Annotated in this window: 16 protein-coding genes; 6 read left to right on the forward strand and 10 right to left on the reverse strand. The window is 41.4% G+C overall.

The features are described from left to right. Positions 1 to 143 precede the first annotated feature (143 nt). The 7 genes from BLA28_RS05545 to BLA28_RS05575 form a co-directional block, all read right to left on the reverse strand. A complete protein-coding gene (locus BLA28_RS05545; protein WP_069156364.1) occupies positions 144 to 1,151 on the reverse strand; it encodes a family 43 glycosylhydrolase in 1,008 nt (335 codons plus the stop codon). Between the two features lie 58 nt (positions 1,152 to 1,209). Beyond that, positions 1,210 to 2,235 (reverse strand): family 43 glycosylhydrolase, encoded by a 1,026-nt coding sequence (locus BLA28_RS05550; protein WP_050018452.1) that lies wholly within the window; start codon positions 2,233 to 2,235, stop codon positions 1,210 to 1,212. A gap of 22 nt (positions 2,236 to 2,257) precedes the next feature. Beyond that, positions 2,258 to 3,280 (reverse strand): family 43 glycosylhydrolase, encoded by a 1,023-nt coding sequence (locus tag BLA28_RS05555; RefSeq protein ID WP_050018451.1) that lies wholly within the window; start codon positions 3,278 to 3,280, stop codon positions 2,258 to 2,260. A gap of 14 nt (positions 3,281 to 3,294) precedes the next feature. Beyond that, positions 3,295 to 4,338: a family 43 glycosylhydrolase gene (locus BLA28_RS05560; protein ID WP_069156365.1), complete on the reverse strand. Its 1,044-nt coding sequence runs from the start codon at positions 4,336 to 4,338 to the stop codon at positions 3,295 to 3,297. A gap of 22 nt (positions 4,339 to 4,360) precedes the next feature. After that, on the reverse strand, positions 4,361 to 5,248 hold the full coding sequence (locus BLA28_RS05565; protein WP_069156366.1) for a carbohydrate ABC transporter permease: 888 nt from the start codon (positions 5,246 to 5,248) through the stop codon (positions 4,361 to 4,363). 11 nt (positions 5,249 to 5,259) lie between these two features. Then, entirely contained in the window at positions 5,260 to 6,189 is a 930-nt protein-coding gene (locus BLA28_RS05570) for an ABC transporter permease (RefSeq protein ID WP_069156367.1), read from the reverse strand. 122 nt (positions 6,190 to 6,311) lie between these two features. Continuing rightward, positions 6,312 to 7,994 (reverse strand): extracellular solute-binding protein, encoded by a 1,683-nt coding sequence (locus BLA28_RS05575; RefSeq protein WP_069156368.1) that lies wholly within the window; start codon positions 7,992 to 7,994, stop codon positions 6,312 to 6,314. A 483-nt stretch (positions 7,995 to 8,477) separates the two neighbouring features. Here BLA28_RS05575 and BLA28_RS05580 point away from each other — a divergent pair, with 483 nt between their 5' ends. After that, positions 8,478 to 9,380: a helix-turn-helix transcriptional regulator gene (locus BLA28_RS05580; RefSeq protein ID WP_069156369.1), complete on the forward strand. Its 903-nt coding sequence runs from the start codon at positions 8,478 to 8,480 to the stop codon at positions 9,378 to 9,380. A 125-nt stretch (positions 9,381 to 9,505) separates the two neighbouring features. On the opposite strand, the gene BLA28_RS05585 is transcribed toward BLA28_RS05580, so the two are convergent. The 3 genes from BLA28_RS05585 to BLA28_RS05595 all read right to left on the reverse strand — a co-directional run bounded on the left by BLA28_RS05585 (position 9,506) and on the right by BLA28_RS05595 (position 12,588). After that, entirely contained in the window at positions 9,506 to 10,273 is a 768-nt protein-coding gene (locus BLA28_RS05585; protein WP_069156370.1) for a hypothetical protein, read from the reverse strand. A 148-nt stretch (positions 10,274 to 10,421) separates the two neighbouring features. Further along, positions 10,422 to 11,111: a response regulator transcription factor gene (locus BLA28_RS05590; protein ID WP_009256057.1), complete on the reverse strand. Its 690-nt coding sequence runs from the start codon at positions 11,109 to 11,111 to the stop codon at positions 10,422 to 10,424. Next, entirely contained in the window at positions 11,104 to 12,588 is a 1,485-nt protein-coding gene (locus tag BLA28_RS05595; protein ID WP_009256058.1) for a sensor histidine kinase, read from the reverse strand. The genes BLA28_RS05590 and BLA28_RS05595 overlap by 8 nt, the downstream gene beginning before the upstream one ends. A 251-nt stretch (positions 12,589 to 12,839) precedes the next feature. Here BLA28_RS05595 and BLA28_RS05600 point away from each other — a divergent pair, with 251 nt between their 5' ends. The 5 genes from BLA28_RS05600 (at position 12,840) to BLA28_RS05620 (ending at position 16,997) form a co-directional block, all read left to right on the forward strand. After that, complete coding sequence (locus BLA28_RS05600; protein WP_207650788.1) at positions 12,840 to 13,241, forward strand: Fur family transcriptional regulator; 402 nt, start codon at positions 12,840 to 12,842, stop codon at positions 13,239 to 13,241. A gap of 82 nt (positions 13,242 to 13,323) precedes the next feature. Next, the gene (locus tag BLA28_RS05605) at positions 13,324 to 13,869 is read left to right on the forward strand and encodes an NADH peroxidase (protein WP_025486236.1); all 546 of its coding nucleotides are present in this window, start codon (positions 13,324 to 13,326) and stop codon (positions 13,867 to 13,869) included. Positions 13,870 to 14,088: 219 nt separating this feature from the next. Then, the gene (locus tag BLA28_RS05610) at positions 14,089 to 15,252 is read left to right on the forward strand and encodes an ImmA/IrrE family metallo-endopeptidase (RefSeq protein WP_069156372.1); all 1,164 of its coding nucleotides are present in this window, start codon (positions 14,089 to 14,091) and stop codon (positions 15,250 to 15,252) included. After that, positions 15,246 to 15,767, forward strand: coding sequence for a DUF4411 family protein (locus BLA28_RS05615; RefSeq protein WP_069156373.1), 522 nt, complete (start codon positions 15,246 to 15,248; stop codon positions 15,765 to 15,767). Before BLA28_RS05610 ends, BLA28_RS05615 begins: the two co-directional genes overlap by 7 nt. Positions 15,768 to 15,923: 156 nt before the next feature. Next, the gene (locus BLA28_RS05620; RefSeq protein WP_069156374.1) at positions 15,924 to 16,997 is read left to right on the forward strand and encodes a DmpA family aminopeptidase; all 1,074 of its coding nucleotides are present in this window, start codon (positions 15,924 to 15,926) and stop codon (positions 16,995 to 16,997) included. The last annotated feature ends 37 nt before the right edge of the window (positions 16,998 to 17,034 follow it).

Below are 17,034 nucleotides of genomic sequence, written 5' to 3' on the forward strand. Positions count from 1 at the left end.
GGATGATTATTTTATATATGATTTAGGCAGGTTTATTATAACATGGAATGGATTTAAGTATATATATTTAATATGTAAAAAAAGAAAGGGTATTGCCAGATTCTGTATCGTGGCAATGCCCTTTCTGTATTATTCTAATATTCCTAATACAACGTATTTATTTCCGAATAGCATCTCCCATCTCCTCTGCGGGATTGTCTTTCCGTCCCATATTCAGGGAAATCAAAATCAAAACCCTTATGCCTTAACAGCCCCATTTCTTCCAGCGTATGGTTAAATCCATTATACCAGCCAAGATAACCATCATCCTGCTTCAGCACACTGACCTTACATACACCAGCACAATCCCATTCACCTTCACATTCTCCGAAAACCGGATTATCCGGATGCCGCTGCCAATTGGTAATTCCATCCCTGGATCTTGCCATACCATTCGCAGCCCGCATATCGGAATCACTTCCCAGATAAGTCATATAGTACCAATCATCCTGTTTCCATACAAAACATGCAGATACCTTATACATCTCCCAGTGAATCTCCGGATCAGGCTTGAATATCGGATTATGCGGATGCTTAGACCAGTGAATACCGTCCACACTTTCCGCATATCCAATAGCATCCGCTTCAGCTTTGGGTGTAGCACCGCCTGAATACCACATTTTATATTTTTTCTCTTCTTCTTCCCAAATGACATGAGGACACCAGATCATTTCTCTTTCCCACGGTTGCGTACAGAGCATTACCGGTTCACCATATTTATGCCAGTGCAGCCCATCTGTGCTGGTAGCATAGCAAATAACACTGGTAGAATACCTGCCGCACCATTTATGTCCCGTATACCACATATGATAAATACCATCCTTATGTATAAGAGTCGGTCTGCTTACTTCCGAACATTCCCATTCAGATTCTTCATCATAAGTAAGTACTACTTTAGGAAGCGTCCAATTTTGGCCATCTTTACTTTCTGCATACACAATACAGGTTACCGGCCGCCAGGAATACCACATTTTATAGATACCATCTTCATAGATTACAAAATTGTCAAAAACAGTTCCCATTGCGCCTCCGAATAACGGAGCGTCTCCCACTCTTTCCCAGCCTGCCATAACTCCACAGGGAATGGGCTTATATTGATTAGGGTTATGCATAGATACCTCCATTCTATTCTTATTGCCTCAGTAAACTATCAATTATTTTTGCCCCTTATTAATACTTGGCAATATTATCATGGTAGTAATAATTTACACTTCCAAGACCCTTACCAAAACCTCTTTCATCTCTTCCGGACTGGCCTTCTTCGGGGAATCCGAAATCAAAACCTTCATGCCATGCAATACCTATTGCCTGACCCTCTCTCATACCTCCGGTATACCACATCTGGTAACCATTTAATTCTTTTACCAGGCTTACCTTACGTGTTCCCAGCCAATCCCAGTTTCCATCCTTACCTGCTGATATGGGATTAGCCGGATGACGTTCCCAGTTATGAATTCCATCACGGGAACGGGCAAGTCCTTCCCCTGCTATCAGATCCCCATCCATCCCCTGATAAAACATATAATACCATCCATCTTCCTTCAGGACATAAGGTGCAGACACTTTTCCTATTTCCCAATAATGTTCATCTGTGGGAGAAAAAACAGGATTTTCTGCACTTTTCTTCCATTGCAGCCCATCTTCACTTTCCGCATAACCAATTGCATCCGGCTCATGCTGCCTGCCGGCACAATACCACATACGATAACAATTCCTTTCATCATCCCAAAGAACATGAGGATGAGCCACAGCAATATTTTCCCAGTCGTTATCCGGTACCATAACCGGAACCTCTCTTCTCTTCCAAACAATTCCGTCTTCGCTTGATGCATAACCAATACAGCTTCGGGCTGCATTAATCTCCGTGGGGTACATCATTCCTGTATACCACATATGATAAAGCCCGTTCTTTTTCAGCACTGTCGGCCTGCAGACTTCATGCCCTTCCCAACAGGAACCTTTGACTGCAGTAAGTACTACTTGTACATTATCCCAATCTGCTCCATTCCTGCTTTCCGTATAAGCGATTACTCTTCCTTTTCTCCAGGAAAACCACATTCGGTAAAGCTCTCCTTCTTTCATTACAAAAGGATCATTTACTGTCCCAAGTCCCGGCCCCAATACAGGCCTGGTCCCCACTACTTCCCATCCGCCTGTACATCCACGGGGTTTATATTTATATCCGCAAAAGTCCATGTCAGCCTCCTTTGATTAACTATTATTTATCCAATAATGCAAATCTGTTATAGTAATAACTGAATTTACCTTCTTTACAGGGATTTTTCTCCCGTTCCTGCACGTATACTTCCTCTTCATCCGGAAACAGGGCAAATCCTTCATGATATGCCATGCCAATTTGTTCTCCGCCGCTGTTGGATGCATTATACCATAAGCGTAAACCATTATTTTCTCTCACTACACTTACTTTACATATACCGCCAAAATCCCAAAGGTCATCGTCTCCCGCAATAACGGGATTATCCGGATGCCTCTCCCAGTTTATTCCATCTGCAGAACGAGCGAGCCCCACTGCTGATTTATAATCGCCATGAACTCCCATATAGAACATATAATACCAGTCATTCTGTTTCAGTACATAACATGCTTCGACCTTACTCATATCCCAGTAATTCTTCGGATCAGGCAAAAAAACCGGTTTTCTGCCCACTCTGGTCCAACTTATTCCGTCACTGCTTTCCGCAAGCCCAATCGCATCCGCTTCATGCATACGACCTGCAGAATACCACATTCGGTATAAACCTTTCTCTTCCTCCCAAAGGACATGAGGACACATAACACAATATCGCTCCCATGCTTCCTCCGGTACAAAAACAGGTTCCTGCCTTCTCTTCCAGTTTATTCCATCTTCTGATACCGCATAACCGATACAGCTTCTGCTCATCTGGTTTTCTTTGGCAAACATCTGCCCGGTATACCACATATGGTATAAACCGTCCTTTACGACGATAGTAGGACGGTTCACCTCATCCCCTTCCCATCCGGAACCGGGAACAGCTGTAAGCACAGCCTGAGGCAGATCCCAATGCAGTCCATCCGTACTGGCAGTATGGGCAATCAGCTTGACATCCCTCCAGGAAAACCACATACGGTATATACCCTCTTCTTTTATCACATGAAGATCAAAGGTAGTTCCATATTCCGGTCCGATTACCGGATTTTCCGCTGCCTTTCTCCATCCGCCCGCCGTTCCAAGAGGAACCCATTTTACATTTTGTATCATACTCCCCTCTCTTCCTACCGGCATCCCAAAAATAAATCCCGGCAAACAAATTCCTCATCAGGAATGTTTCTCTCCCGTGGTCCGTCACTGTCCGGCCATAACTTATGTCCCTTATGTCTGGCAACACCAATTTCTTCTTTAATCTGCCCTTCTCCCTCCGATTGATTACAGCCGTTATACCACATACGGTATCCTTCTTCCGTCCATAGTACAAATGGTTTACAGACACCCATATAGTCCCATCCACCATCTGTTCCTGCAATGACAGGATTATCCGGATGTCTTTCCCATCCGCTTATACCATCCCGTGATCTTGCCACCCCAATGGCAGACATTCTGTCGGCACTGATTCCTAAATAGAACATATAATAGTATTCTTCATCCTTTATGACGCAACAGGCTTCCGTTTTGAGAGCCTCCCAAAATCTGGATTTATCCGCCGTGAATACAGGGTTATCACCATACTTTTCCCAATGTATTCCGTCTTTGCTCTCAGCATAGCCAATACAGTCGCATTCATATTGTTCTCCGCCGGAATACCACATCTTATAAACAGATTCCTTGTCATCCCAAATCACATGAGGACAGTACAGACTGCTTTTTTCCCAAGGTTTTTCCGGAACCATAACCGGTTCCTTATATACATCCCAGTGAATTCCATCCATACTCTCTGCATATCCTACCGCAGTATGACCATACTCAAAATCTTCCGGACGAACCATTCCGATAAACCACATCAAATATTTTCCATTTCTATACAGTACACAAGGTCGGTTTACTTCATCCTTTGCCCAGCTAAGATTAATCTGCCGGGGCATAACCAACTGCGGCAGGCTCCAATGGATTCCGTCTGTACTATATGCCATAGCAATCCCTCTGGCAGGCCTCCAGGAATACCAAATCCTGAATTCTCCATTATCTTCACGCACACAGCAATCAAATACGGTACCCAAAGCACCTCCGATTACCGGAGAACTTCCTTCTTTTTCCCATCCTCCCGCTGTATTGCGAGGTATGTACTTATATCTTCCCATATTTCCCCCATTTTCTTCTGCCATATGAATAATCCTTCTTATGTCATCAGCTTTTTACTGCTCCAATCATAACGCCCTGGACAAAATGCTTCTGGAAAAAAGGATAAATAATCGTAATTGGCAATGTGGTAATTACTATTGTTGAAAACTTCAGTGCTTCAAAAAGATACTGTCGTTCAGCTCCTGTACTTCCTCCCGTACTTGTGGTAGCCTGCTGATTTGCCACAAGAATATCTCTGAGGTACAGCTGTATAGGCTTCAGTTCCCTGCTCTTAAGATAAATCATGGGATTAAAATATTCGTTCCAATGTCCTACTGCGTAAAAAATTATCAATACCGAAATGATAGGCTTGGAAACCGGTACGATGATTTTCCAAAGAATTACCAAATCATTAGCTCCATCCAAATGAGCGGATTCCATTAATTCTTCAGGAAGAGATTCAAAAAAACTTCTGGCCACAATCAGGTTATAGGCGCTTATCGCAGTGGGCACAATCAATGCCCAGGGGGTATCATATAAACCAAGCCGGTTTACCACAATATAAGATGGAATAATTCCTCCCGACACAAACATTGTCACCGCTATAAAGACGGATATCTGATTACGAAGAAAAAATTTTTTTATGGATAACGCGTATGCCGCCATAATGGTAAGAATCATATTAACCAGAGTTCCCACCACTGTATACCATATAGTATTATAGTAAGCCATGAATACATCTTTTTGTTTCAGAAGAGTTTCATAAGATGTCAATGAAAAGTTAACCGGCCATACTATAACATCTCTTCTGATTACATTCAGCGGATTACTCAGAGAATTGGCTATAACATACAGGAACGGATACAGGGTAATGAAAGCTGCAAGTATAATAATAATATAAATAACTACAATTCCGATTACGCCGCGCTCCCTCAGGCTTCTTTTTTGTTTCATCCTTAAACCTCCTAAAATAACGATGTATTGCTGAATTTTCTGCTCAGGCCATTTGCCAGAATAATCAGAACCAGACTCACCACACAGTTAAATAAGCCAATAGCTGTACCATATGAAAAATCCGAATTCAGCAGGCCGACCCTGTAAACATAGGTGGAAATAACATCCGCGGTTTCATAGGTAGCCTCATTATACATAAGGATTATTTTTTCAAAGCCAACACTCAAAAGCCAGCCGATTCTCATAATCAGAAGCACTATTATAGTAGGCGCGATACATGGTAATGTTATAAAAAACATTTTTTTCCATCGACCTGCGCCATCAACAATTGCCGCTTCATATAACTCGGGATTTACCCCTGAAATAGCGGCAAAGTATATAATGGAATCCCAGCCGAAATTCTGCCAAATATTTGAAAAGACATATAACCACCGAAATATTTTAGCTTCTGAGAAAAAATTAACTGCTGATCCCCCCAAAGCCTGAATAGCCAGATTCACTATGCCGTCTGTGGGAGACAGAAAAATTTTCATCATGCCTACAACTACCACCACTGATATAAAATGGGGCAGATAAGAAAAAGTCTGAACCGTTCTTTTTACCCATTTTCTTTTTACTTCATTTAAAAGAAGAGCAAAGAGGATTGGCACAGGAAATCCCATAAGCAAATCCATAAAGCTTAACAGAAAGGTATTCCTGATTAGTCTGAACGCATAGGGACTCTCAAAAAAACGTTTGAAATTTTCAAGACCAACCCAACTGCTTCCAAAGATTCCTTTCCTCACGTTATAATCCTGAAACGCAACTATATTCCAAACCATAGGTGCATAATGAAATAACAGAAAATACAGCACGCATGGTGCCACCATAAGCAACAGATATCTGTCTCTTTTTATAAGCTTCCTCACAGGAATTTTCTTTTCAATCTTATTTTTTGCCATATCCTATCGCCTCATCCAGTTTTTTACATACTGCTTCCGGGCAGATAACCATTCGGTTCAATCAGCCCTTTCGGGTATAGTTGGACAACAGCAGCCACAATGTGGCTGCTGCACAGTCCTTTTTACTGCATTACTTCCTGTGTCCTGTCATACCATGCCTGCTTTACAGCAACCACCTCTTCTATTCCCATCTGTTTCAGAGTATCCACGTAAACATCCCATTCACTTAAAGCTCTGTTGCCTGTGATAAATTTCACAACATTTTCTTTTACATATGTTTCAATATCAGGCCATTTTTCTGTATATACCTTATTCTCTTCATCTGTTCCGATAGCAATGGGAACTCTGTCACTCATAATGTCTTTGAACTCATTATAAGCTTCTTCAAAATAAGAACCAACATACATAGCCTTAAACGGCTCTCCGCTTTCATTCCCTACAAAATTCGGCCAGGCCCCAATTCCGCGCATTACATCAATAGCACTGGTTCCACTATTGGTAACCTTATCTGTAAATACTTTCTGTCCATTTTCTTCGGTAAATGTATCACCTTCAAATCCCCAGTAACGCAGTACTGCAGATTCTTCGGAGGCATATACCCAGTCAAGCCATTGTACTGCAAGCTTTGGATTCTCACAGTCAATTGTAACGGCATAATAATCATGAAATGACTGTCTCTTACTGACAGTGGGTTTATTATCCGGATAATTTTCATTGGTTAATGCAGGAATAAACACATAATGTCCATCCGGATTTGTCTCGCTTACCAAATCATCTTTGCCGATGACATTGTCTGTAGAGGATAAGGTTTGTCCTCCCAGCCTGTCCTGTGAAATCAGAGAATCGGAATCGGAACCATCAGTAGTTGTGCTGAGAAGCCCTTCATTATACCACTGGTTCAGCGTTGTCAGGCAATCCAGGAATTTCTCATCCATAAGGTCAAAAGCCACAACTCCATCATCGGATACAGACCAGATATCCGTATTATTAAATCCAAAGGCCTCTTTAAATGTATAAAGTCCAAACATCTGATCATTTTGGTAGCCTAAAGGAACTTCATCCTTTTTTCCATTGCCATTTGGATCCTGATCCCTGAATGCAACAAGCACATCATGATATTCATCAATGGTGGCCGGCATCTCCAGCCCTAATTTATCAAGCCAGTCTTGTCTTATGATATTCCACATTAATACGTAATTATTAATATCAAATTCTGCATGAGGCAGACCATAGATATTTCCATCAGGTGAGGTCATCTGCGCTTCATATATAGGCTGTTCCTGGAATAATTTCCAAAGATTAGGCGTATCCGTTTCATTTATATAATCCTTAATATTAACCAGAAGTCCCTGGGAACTATAGTCTGCTAATCCTGTAGTGCCGTTAGGAACACGGATAATATCCGGAAGTTCACTGCCGGACGCAAGTCTCGTCTGAGCTACTGTGTTATAATCGCCGCTGGCAACACATTCCCACTCCACCTTAACACCGGTGATTTTTTCAATTTCATTTTCTACTGGAAGACCTTCATCAGAATCATAATATGCTGATGCATGCCAGTTTTGATATGTGAGAATAGAAAGGGACTCACTTCCTGGATCACATAACGGCAAGGAATAACCTCCTGCATTTTCTGAAGAATCTGCCTCCTGTACGGTATTGCCTTCCGTCGTTTCCTGTTTGCTTTCCACTGCAGGCTCCGAACTTGCAGCCTCTCCTGTTCCTGAACCAGGCATACATCCTGACAAAATTCCACCAAGCATACCGGCTGTAAGTACTAATGCCAATAACTTTTTGTATTTCATAACATTCCCTCCTTGATTTGTAAACATCCCCATTTTGTTTTAGCAATACTGAATGTTTCCTGATACTTTTCTTGTAATTACATAGATTTCGAAAATAAATTGTATTTATGAAAAAACTGAACTAATGTAACAAGTTAAGAATCTCTTTTATACCGAGACTTTTTGTACAATATATTCATTTTTTTCTGCCGGCTATCAATTTATTTATAACTATTATACAATTTTATACATTCCATCAAAATGCATAAACGTATTAAAATGTATCATTTAGAAACTTGTTTCAGATACAGTAATTTTTTTTCCTAGAATACTGTTTTTCCTACTTCTTATGCTTTTTACTATTGAATTGTAGTATTTTATGGTCTATAATTTATAAAAAGGGATACAACTTCTAGTAGCAAAACACATACAACCTTATTTTTCCGGATATTTTTTGTATCAAAAAATTACTTTTTGTATTAATAAAGACAGGATGTGAATAAAATGCCTCAATGCCTTGCCTACATGATCAATATAGCTAATCCCTTAATGTTTAACAGAACCGGAAAATTTGAAGCCCTCTCCTCTAAATGGACACATAGTGTACAGACTACGGAGGATTATGAACTTATTGTTGAAACAGAAGGGAACCTGTACCTTCAGTATCAGGATGTTAAATATACGGTAACTCCCGGACAGTATCTTCTGCTTCAGCCTCCTTCATCAAAACCGAGTGATGAAAAAAGAATCCGCAGGGGATTCCGTGAATCAGAATGCAGTTTCTATTGGATGCACTTCTCCTGTCAACGTGCCTATCCCGTATCAGGACTTATCCCCAGTAAAATTGACGGCGGAAGAAATGATATTCTTCTTCCAGTTCAGAAAACACTTCTTTATCCGGAACGTGTACTGCTTCTTATGAGACAACTGCAAAATTGTGTTCGTACCGGTTATGATACCCATTATATGGATTATATGACCACCTTAATTATCAGCGAAATTTCCAACCAGCACATAATTTCTCTCACTGAAAAAAAAGATGCAGATACCCCCAATATTCCTCTTCAGAAACAGCTTTATAATGATATTGTTGATTACATAAACTATTTTATAAGTGATAATCTGAAGGTATCAAGTATCGCTTCTCATTTTGGCTACAATGAAAAATATCTTTCCCGTTATTTCAGAGAGACATCAGGAATAAGTCTGAAGCAGTATATCCTCTCTCAGAAAATAGAAAGAGCAAATTTCCTGCTCAGCGACACTAATATGAGCGTCACTTCAATCGCTGATTCCCTTGGTTTTTCTAATTATCACAATTTTGCCCGGACTTATAAGAACATTACTTCCATGACTCCTTCGGAATATCGAAATACATATGCAAAAAGAATTGTAAACCATCATTGAATTTATACCGGACTGATAACCGGCTTTCTTCCTACTTTATCTATAGGCATAAAAAACCGCCGTCAGCTATATTTCTGGCTGACGGCGATTATCTAATAAATTCTGGCAACTGCCTATAAATAACTCTATAATTCTACTTGAAATTTTCCTCTGCTCCAAAGCCACATAGGTGTATGGATATCAATAGGCACCCATTCTGTTCCTTCAAGCAGTTCTTTCCATCGTTGTACTACAATCAACTGTACATCTGAACTTTTTATTTCTTCCGGACTGATAATCCCCAATCTGGCACTGGCTTGTATTACATGCGTATCAGGGGCAACTGTAATATTTTCTCTGTCCGTAAAACTTACATCTGTATACTTTTCCATTACATACAGCCAGTAATTACATATTTTATTACCGCCCAGGTATGGAAAGTCTCTCTTATTTTCTTCTATATATTTTTTTATTTTCCATACGGAATAATTATTATCACGGAATAGATTCCGAATATCTCCATCAAACCTGTCTTTTATGGTGCTGCAGATTGTTTTCCATATAACCGGCTGTTTATTCGGTTGTAATGCAACCTTATATTTAACAAGTATTTCTTTTAGCTGTTCAGCCGGCATACTACATACTTTTTGACAGTCAAATACTGTTCCTGCATCTGCTTCACTGTATAATCGATTTGCACACTCCCAAAGGACATATGAATTTCTTTGATAGTTTAAAGCCATGGGCAGAGTAAAATACATATAATTCTCTTTTGATGCCTTATCTAATCCGGGATTCTCATCTTCAGGCATTTTTTCTCCGCCCAGATATCCCTTTTGATAAGCGGAATAAAGTTTTCGAACCTTATCCCTGATAATGTCTTTCTCTGCCGGCCCATCACTGCCTATTGTCATATTTTCCCCTGCTCCAAAATTATTCTGCCGCTGATACCAGACCTTAAGCCGACATCCAATTCGCCCTATTCGCAAACGACTTTGTGCCCATCTTAAACCTTAAACCGGTACCCAACTCCCCATAATCGCAAACGATTTGGGTCTCACCTTACACCTTAAACCGATACCCAACTCCCCAAATCGTTTCAATATACTGGGGATTTGCCGTATCCGCCTCAATCTTCTCCCTGATTTTCTTAATATGCACCGTAACGGTAGCGATATCCCCGATAGAATCCATATCCCAGATTTCCCGGAACAATTCTTCCTTGGTAAACACATGATTGGGATTTTCCGCCAAAAATGTAAGCAGATCAAATTCCTTCGTGGTAAATGCCTTTTCTTCACCGTCAATATAAACCCGCCTTGCGGTCTTATCAATGCGTATCCCGCGGATTTCCACGATATCATTGGTTTTCTGCTGGGAACTTACAAGCCTTGTATAACGGGCCAGATGAGCCTTTACCCTGGCAACAAGCTCACTGGGGCTGAAGGGCTTCGTCATATAATCGTCCGCGCCAAGGCCCAGACCCCTGATTTTATCAATATCATCCTTTTTCGCAGATACCATGAGTATGGGAATATTCTTCTCATCACGGATACGGCGGCAGATTTCAAAGCCGTCCATTCCGGGAAGCATCAAATCCAGGATAATGAGGTCATAATCTGAGCTTACAGCCCGTTCCAGCCCTTTATCCCCTTCATGTTCTATTTCCACCTGAAAGCCTGACAGCTCCAGATAATCCTTTTCCAAATCTGCAATTGCTTCTTCATCTTCAATAATTAATATCTTATTCATTTTCTTCTGCCTCCCTGTATTTTCTGATTACGAAATGTAAACAGGTTCCTTCTCCTTCCTTACTGGTTGCCCAGATGTAACCTCCATGGTCTTCAATTATTTTTTTAACGATTGACAGGCCGATACCGCTGCCTCCCATGGCGGAATTGCGGGATGCGTCCGTGCGGTAGAAACGTTCAAAAATATTTCCCAGATCCTTGGCCGCTATTCCCTTTCCATTATCATCTATTTCCACCCGGATGGAATCTACCTCATCCAGGATTCTTATATTGATAATACCCTTAGGTTTATCAATGTATTTAATGCTGTTTCCGATAATATTGTTGATTACCTTCTTCAGCTGTTCCGGATCCGCAATAATCCGGGTATCGGGATCCACCAGATTGGAATAATTCAGTTCGATGTTTTTAGACTCCAGGTCAAGCCCCACATCTTCAACACAATCTTGAAAAAATTCCGCCACATTAATCCGATGGAAATTATAAGGAATTTTGTTGCTGTCAATTCCCGAATAATAGGTCAGTTCATTGATCAGCCGGTTCATATCATTGGCTTTATTATAAATTGTTTTAATATAACGGTCTATTTTTTCCGGAGTATCCGCCACGCCGTCCATAATTCCTTCCACATAACCCTTGATAGCCGTAATGGGAGTTTTCAAATCATGGGAAATATTGCTCACCAGTTCCTTGTTCTGGCGTTCATTCTGTATCTTCTCCTCCGTGGACTCCTTCAGACGCAGGCGCATATCCTCATAATTACGGTACAGCTCCCCGATTTCATTGGTATCCTCCGAAGTGAGGGTATACTCAAAGTTCCCTTCGGCTATATTCTGCATGGCCACGTTCAAACGGTTGATAGGTGCAAATACACTTTTATATATCCATTGGGTGAGAATAATACTTGTTACAATGAGAATAATTACAATAGCAAAAAACATATAGATAAGAAGCGCCTTGGAGATAACGCTGTTCACTCTTGTAATGATAAAAACGCTTCCCTCCGAACCATCCGAGAACCGGAAATCAATCTGCTTCACCAGCTTCTGCATATCATTATAGTAATAACCGGCATTGGTGTCCCGGCTTTCAAATCCATAGGAAGGCAGCCTGCCGAAAATTTTCTGGGTCGCCGTTTCATTCCCCGAATAATATATGCCTGTACCTTTTCTTACTAATATATAGGAAGAACGTTTGAAAGCATCTTCATTCATTGCCGCAAGATATTCTTTATCCTCCAGCCTGGACGGATCCGTTTCCGCAAGCTGCTCAATGTCACAAAAAATATCGTCGGTAATATCGCTGAAGGAAGCGAGAGAATCAGACATGGTACTGTAGTCCGTAGTTTCAAACCCATAACTTAAATCAGAATTGTGTATTAAAACAGCGCCGATAGCCAGGAATGCTATCGCCGACAGAAGCAAAGGCAACAGGATTACAGTTAAAAATGTGATAATTAACTTCGTTCTGAATTTCATTGTTATTATTCCTATCCTTCCCTGCATATCCGATGTTATTCTGTCCTGCCAGCAGGATGCAGCGCTTTTCGGACACTGCTGCTGTTCATCCGGAAAAGCACATCTTGTGAACATTATATCATATTAAGAAATCCTAAATATAAAAACGGCAAAATAAATTTATAAAAAAAGTATAAAGATATTGACAAAAAGAATATGCTTTGCTATAGTAACAGTAACAGTTATCGTTTTCAACAGAAAGGAGGCGTGAGATGATGCTGAAATACAGCCGTCAACGGGAAGCCATCAAAGATTTCCTGATGACAAGAAAGGACCATCCGACGGCAGATGTAGTTTACAGCAATGTGAGAACAGAGTTTCCTAACATCAGTCTTGGTACTGTGTACCGAAATCTTACGCTGCTGGCAGATCTTGGTGAAATTGCAAGATTACGCGTCGGTGACGGTGTCGACCATTTTGACGCAGACACCAGTCCTCATTATCACTTTGTCTGCAGCGACTGCGGAAATGTGATTGATTTAGACATGGACAGCATCGACTATATCAACCAGACAGCCGCTAAAAACTTTAACGGACAGATAACCGGCCATATCACTTATTTTTACGGCCTGGGTCCCCACTGTAAAGAGAAAAAGCTGAAAGCTCTCTCTTAAGTTTCAAACAGCCATCCACAACTCCCGGATAACCGGCGAGTTGTAACAAAATAAAATCATTTTAAATTAAAAGGAGAAAAAGATTATGAAATTTGTATGTCAGGTATGTGGTTATGTTTATGAAGGCGAAAAAGCACCGGAGAAATGTCCTGTTTGCGGAGCTCCCGCAGAGAAATTCACCGCACAGAGCGGAAAAATGGAATGGGCTGCTGAGCACGTTGTAGGTGTTGCTCAGGGTGCAAGCGAAGATATTATGGAAGACCTGAGAGCTAACTTCGCAGGAGAATGCTCCGAAGTAGGTATGTACCTTGCTATGGCAAGAGTAGCTCACAGAGAAGGATATCCTGAAATCGGACTTTACTGGGAAAAAGCTGCTTATGAAGAAGCAGAGCATGCTTCCAAATTTGCTGAACTGCTTGGCGAAGTAGTAACTGATTCCACAAAGAAGAATCTGGAAATGAGAGTAGAAGCAGAAAACGGCGCAACTGCAGGTAAATTTGACCTGGCTAAGCGTGCAAAGGCTGCTAACCTTGACGCTATCCATGATACCGTTCATGAAATGGCAAGAGACGAAGCTCGTCACGGCAAGGCATTCCAGGGCTTACTGGAGAGATACTTCGGCAAATAATTATAAGAACTCCTCCAAGAGATCTATATAAACTACACAAAAGACATCCCGGGTTTCCGTTGGAAACCGGGATGTCTTTTATTTTTTCGTTTGTGTCACATGATTAATGGAACAACAAATATAAAAATAAAACTATATTATATTTACTCAAAATGTTGATGCAAATATGTTGCTTTCTGATATAATAATAGTAAGAAATATTGAAAGGAGGAGAAATGTATGCCAGCAATAAATGTTAATATTCAGCCGGAAGTAATTCATTGGGCACTTAGCCAAACTCAAGAATCCAAGCTGGGTGATAAGCTTATGAAAAATATTAAGCATTGGCTTGATGGCACCAAAACGCCTACTTTCAATCAAATAGAGGATTTCAGTAAAAAATCCAATATTCCGTTAGGATATTTCTTTTTGCAAACACCTCCCAAAGAATATATACCATTGTTAGAATACCGAACAGTTGATAGTATTCAGTCTGCCAATCCAAGCCGTAATTTAATTGACACTATCCATGAGATGGAAGCCGTCCAGGACTGGATGATCAGTTACAGAAAGGACATGGGATTTGACGTATTGCCAATAGTAGGAAGTATGAAGGGAAGTACTGACATAACGGCAATTGTTGATAAGATTCGTGCTGATTTGGAATTAGATAAGGCATGGTTTGAAAAATGCAATAATATACCCAATGCTTTTAATTATATGAGAGGCCTGTTGGAAGAAAACGGTATCGTTGTGATGATGAATGGTATCGTCAATAAAAATACACACAGAGCACTGAATGTAGAAGAGTTCCGTGCATTTACTTTGGTAAATGAATGGGCGCCGCTTATTTTTATAAATGCTGCTGATTCTCAGGGTGCGCGTTTATTTTCTTTATTTCATGAAATTGTTCATATATGGCTGGGCGAAGATGATTTTTATAATGATATGAGAAGCAGCCCTGACAACATGAAGCAAATAGAATTTATATGCAATGCCGCCGCAGGCGAATTAATGGTTCCTCAAAAAATTTTTCTTTATAAATGGAATCAAACTGCCGTGGAAGATTTATTTCAGCGGATAAAAACCATCTCTAAATACTTCCTTTGCAGTGAAATTGTAATTGCAAGAAAGGCTTTAGATAACAAAAAAATTACTAAGTCCGCATATGACCAAATTGTGGAAAAAGCATTGAATGCATATAAGGCAGCCAGGGAAAATAAAGAATCCGGCGGTAACTACTATAATACAATGACTTCCAGGCTTGACCGATGTTTTATCAGAGCTTTATGCGAAAGTATAAATATGGGAAGAACTTCTTATACAGAAGCTTATCGGTTAACAAATACCAGCCGTAAGACTTTTTCAGAAGTGGCTGATCGTCTGGGAGGTGCAGAATGGTAGAGACTACTGAAAAATTTTTAGTTTATTCTAATTTCTTTATGACACCCTTTCGATTCTACTATGCCTTTGATCTGATCCCATCTTATTGGAAAGAGTTATCGAATCCTCTCATATCAAAATATTTGGTCGTGTTAGATATGGTAAAAGATGAGATTGATACCGGACAAGATGATTTATCCCGTTGGCTTGATGGAATAGAAAATCTGCAGATATGCCCACACGTAACTCCTGAAATTATAACCAAATATCAGGAAGTACTGCAGTATATTGTAAATTGCGGATTTTATAAAGAATCCGCTTTACATACATGGGCACCAGGACATATCGCAGATCCATGGCTTATCGCTGCCGCTTCTGTTCATGGATACACCATTGTTACTGAGGAAGTCAAATCTGGTGGCCTTAGTAAAAAAACACCTAATAAAAATGCAAAAATTCCGGATGTCGCTGCCGCCTTTGGAGTGAGGACACGGAATCTATATGGTATGATGCGTCAATTAGGAATTAAAATTTAAACTTTATCATGAGACAAGACGGATATTTCACAGTAAACGTGATTTATCTGCCTTGTTTTATAATACATAGAATTTTCTCATCACTAAACGGGCAAAGACTAGTAAGCCCTTCTTATCAGTGCAGAAAGTGCATTCCACACACAAACAGGAGTAAAAATGAAAAAACAAAGAATCCGGGATTATTCCATCACCCCGGGCTGCATGCAGCCCGGCCCGCTCAACAAAATAACCGATGTAAAGGGCGTTCTGGTAGGCCATTCCACCATTTCCACCCCGGAAAACAAAACCGGAGTTACCGTCATTCTTCCCGGTACGGAAAACCCATTTCTGTCCAAGCCTGTCGCCGCATGTTTTGTCCAAAACGGCTTCGGCAAAACCTGCGGGCTTCCCCAGATAGAGGAACTGGGCTGTCTGGAAACTCCGATCGCTCTCACCAATACCCTGAATGTCGGCCTGGTGTCCGACGCTCTGATCTCCCATACTATTCAAAGCTGCGAAAAAGAAGGAGTAACCGTACATTCCGTCAATCCGGTAGTAGGAGAATGCAACGACAGCCGCATCAATAACATCTGCCGCCGGGCGGTAAATGAAAGCCATGTAAGAGAAGCCCTGGAGCATGCATGCGCGGATTTTGAAGAGGGTTCCGTAGGCGCCGGAAGGGGCACGGTCTGCTATGGCTTCAAGGGCGGAATCGGAAGCGCCTCCCGGCTCATTCCCCTGGACGGGAAAATCTATACCCTGGGCGTTCTTGTACAGTCCAATTTCGGCGCAACCCGGTATTTTACCATACAGGGAAGAAAAGTGGGAGAAGAGCTTCTTAACGCCACCGACAATTTTACCAAAGTGATTCCCACCGCAGACGATCAGGGTTCCATCATGATGATCATAGCCACGGATCTTCCCGTTTCCGACCGGCAGCTGAAACGCATCATCCGGCGCGCCGCCAACGGCCTGGCCTGCACCGGCTCCTATACCGGGCACGGCAGCGGGGAAATCATGATAGGCTTCACCACCGCCAACCGCATTCCCGCAGAATCTGAAAAATCCGTCCTGACCCAGAGCATTCTTTCCGAGCCGGCCCTGGATCACGCCTTCCGCGCCGTGGGAGAAGCCACCGAAGAAGCGGTGCTTAATTCCATGATAATGGCCGATACCACACAGGGGGCCGACGGCAGAACCTATTACAGTCTCCGCGAATTCGCCTCCTATCTGATACCGGCCGCATTATAGCTTCCGGGCGGCCGAGGCGCTGCCGTCCGGATAAATT

Origin of the sequence: Eisenbergiella tayi, from assembly GCF_001881565.1 — a bacterium.
Classification (GTDB): domain Bacteria; phylum Bacillota; class Clostridia; order Lachnospirales; family Lachnospiraceae; genus Eisenbergiella; species Eisenbergiella tayi.

Coding starts and splice junctions, on each gene's coding strand:
- BLA28_RS05545 (WP_069156364.1), bottom strand. CDS start 1,151: ATGCATAACCCTAATCAATATAAGCCCATTCCCTGTGGAGTTATGGCA.
- BLA28_RS05550 (WP_050018452.1), bottom strand. CDS start 2,235: ATGGACTTTTGCGGATATAAATATAAACCCCGTGGATGTACAGGCGGA.
- BLA28_RS05555 (WP_050018451.1), bottom strand. CDS start 3,280: ATGATACAAAATGTAAAATGGGTTCCTCTTGGAACGGCGGGCGGATGG.
- BLA28_RS05560 (WP_069156365.1), bottom strand. CDS start 4,338: ATGGCAGAAGAAAATGGGGGAAATATGGGAAGATATAAGTACATACCT.
- BLA28_RS05565 (WP_069156366.1), bottom strand. CDS start 5,248: ATGAAACAAAAAAGAAGCCTGAGGGAGCGCGGCGTAATCGGAATTGTA.
- BLA28_RS05570 (WP_069156367.1), bottom strand. CDS start 6,189: ATGGCAAAAAATAAGATTGAAAAGAAAATTCCTGTGAGGAAGCTTATA.
- BLA28_RS05575 (WP_069156368.1), bottom strand. CDS start 7,994: ATGAAATACAAAAAGTTATTGGCATTAGTACTTACAGCCGGTATGCTT.
- BLA28_RS05580 (WP_069156369.1), top strand. CDS start 8,478: ATGCCTCAATGCCTTGCCTACATGATCAATATAGCTAATCCCTTAATG.
- BLA28_RS05585 (WP_069156370.1), bottom strand. CDS start 10,273: ATGACAATAGGCAGTGATGGGCCGGCAGAGAAAGACATTATCAGGGAT.
- BLA28_RS05590 (WP_009256057.1), bottom strand. CDS start 11,111: ATGAATAAGATATTAATTATTGAAGATGAAGAAGCAATTGCAGATTTG.
- BLA28_RS05595 (WP_009256058.1), bottom strand. CDS start 12,588: ATGAAATTCAGAACGAAGTTAATTATCACATTTTTAACTGTAATCCTG.
- BLA28_RS05600 (WP_207650788.1), top strand. CDS start 12,840: ATGATGCTGAAATACAGCCGTCAACGGGAAGCCATCAAAGATTTCCTG.
- BLA28_RS05610 (WP_069156372.1), top strand. CDS start 14,089: ATGCCAGCAATAAATGTTAATATTCAGCCGGAAGTAATTCATTGGGCA.
- BLA28_RS05615 (WP_069156373.1), top strand. CDS start 15,246: ATGGTAGAGACTACTGAAAAATTTTTAGTTTATTCTAATTTCTTTATG.
- BLA28_RS05620 (WP_069156374.1), top strand. CDS start 15,924: ATGAAAAAACAAAGAATCCGGGATTATTCCATCACCCCGGGCTGCATG.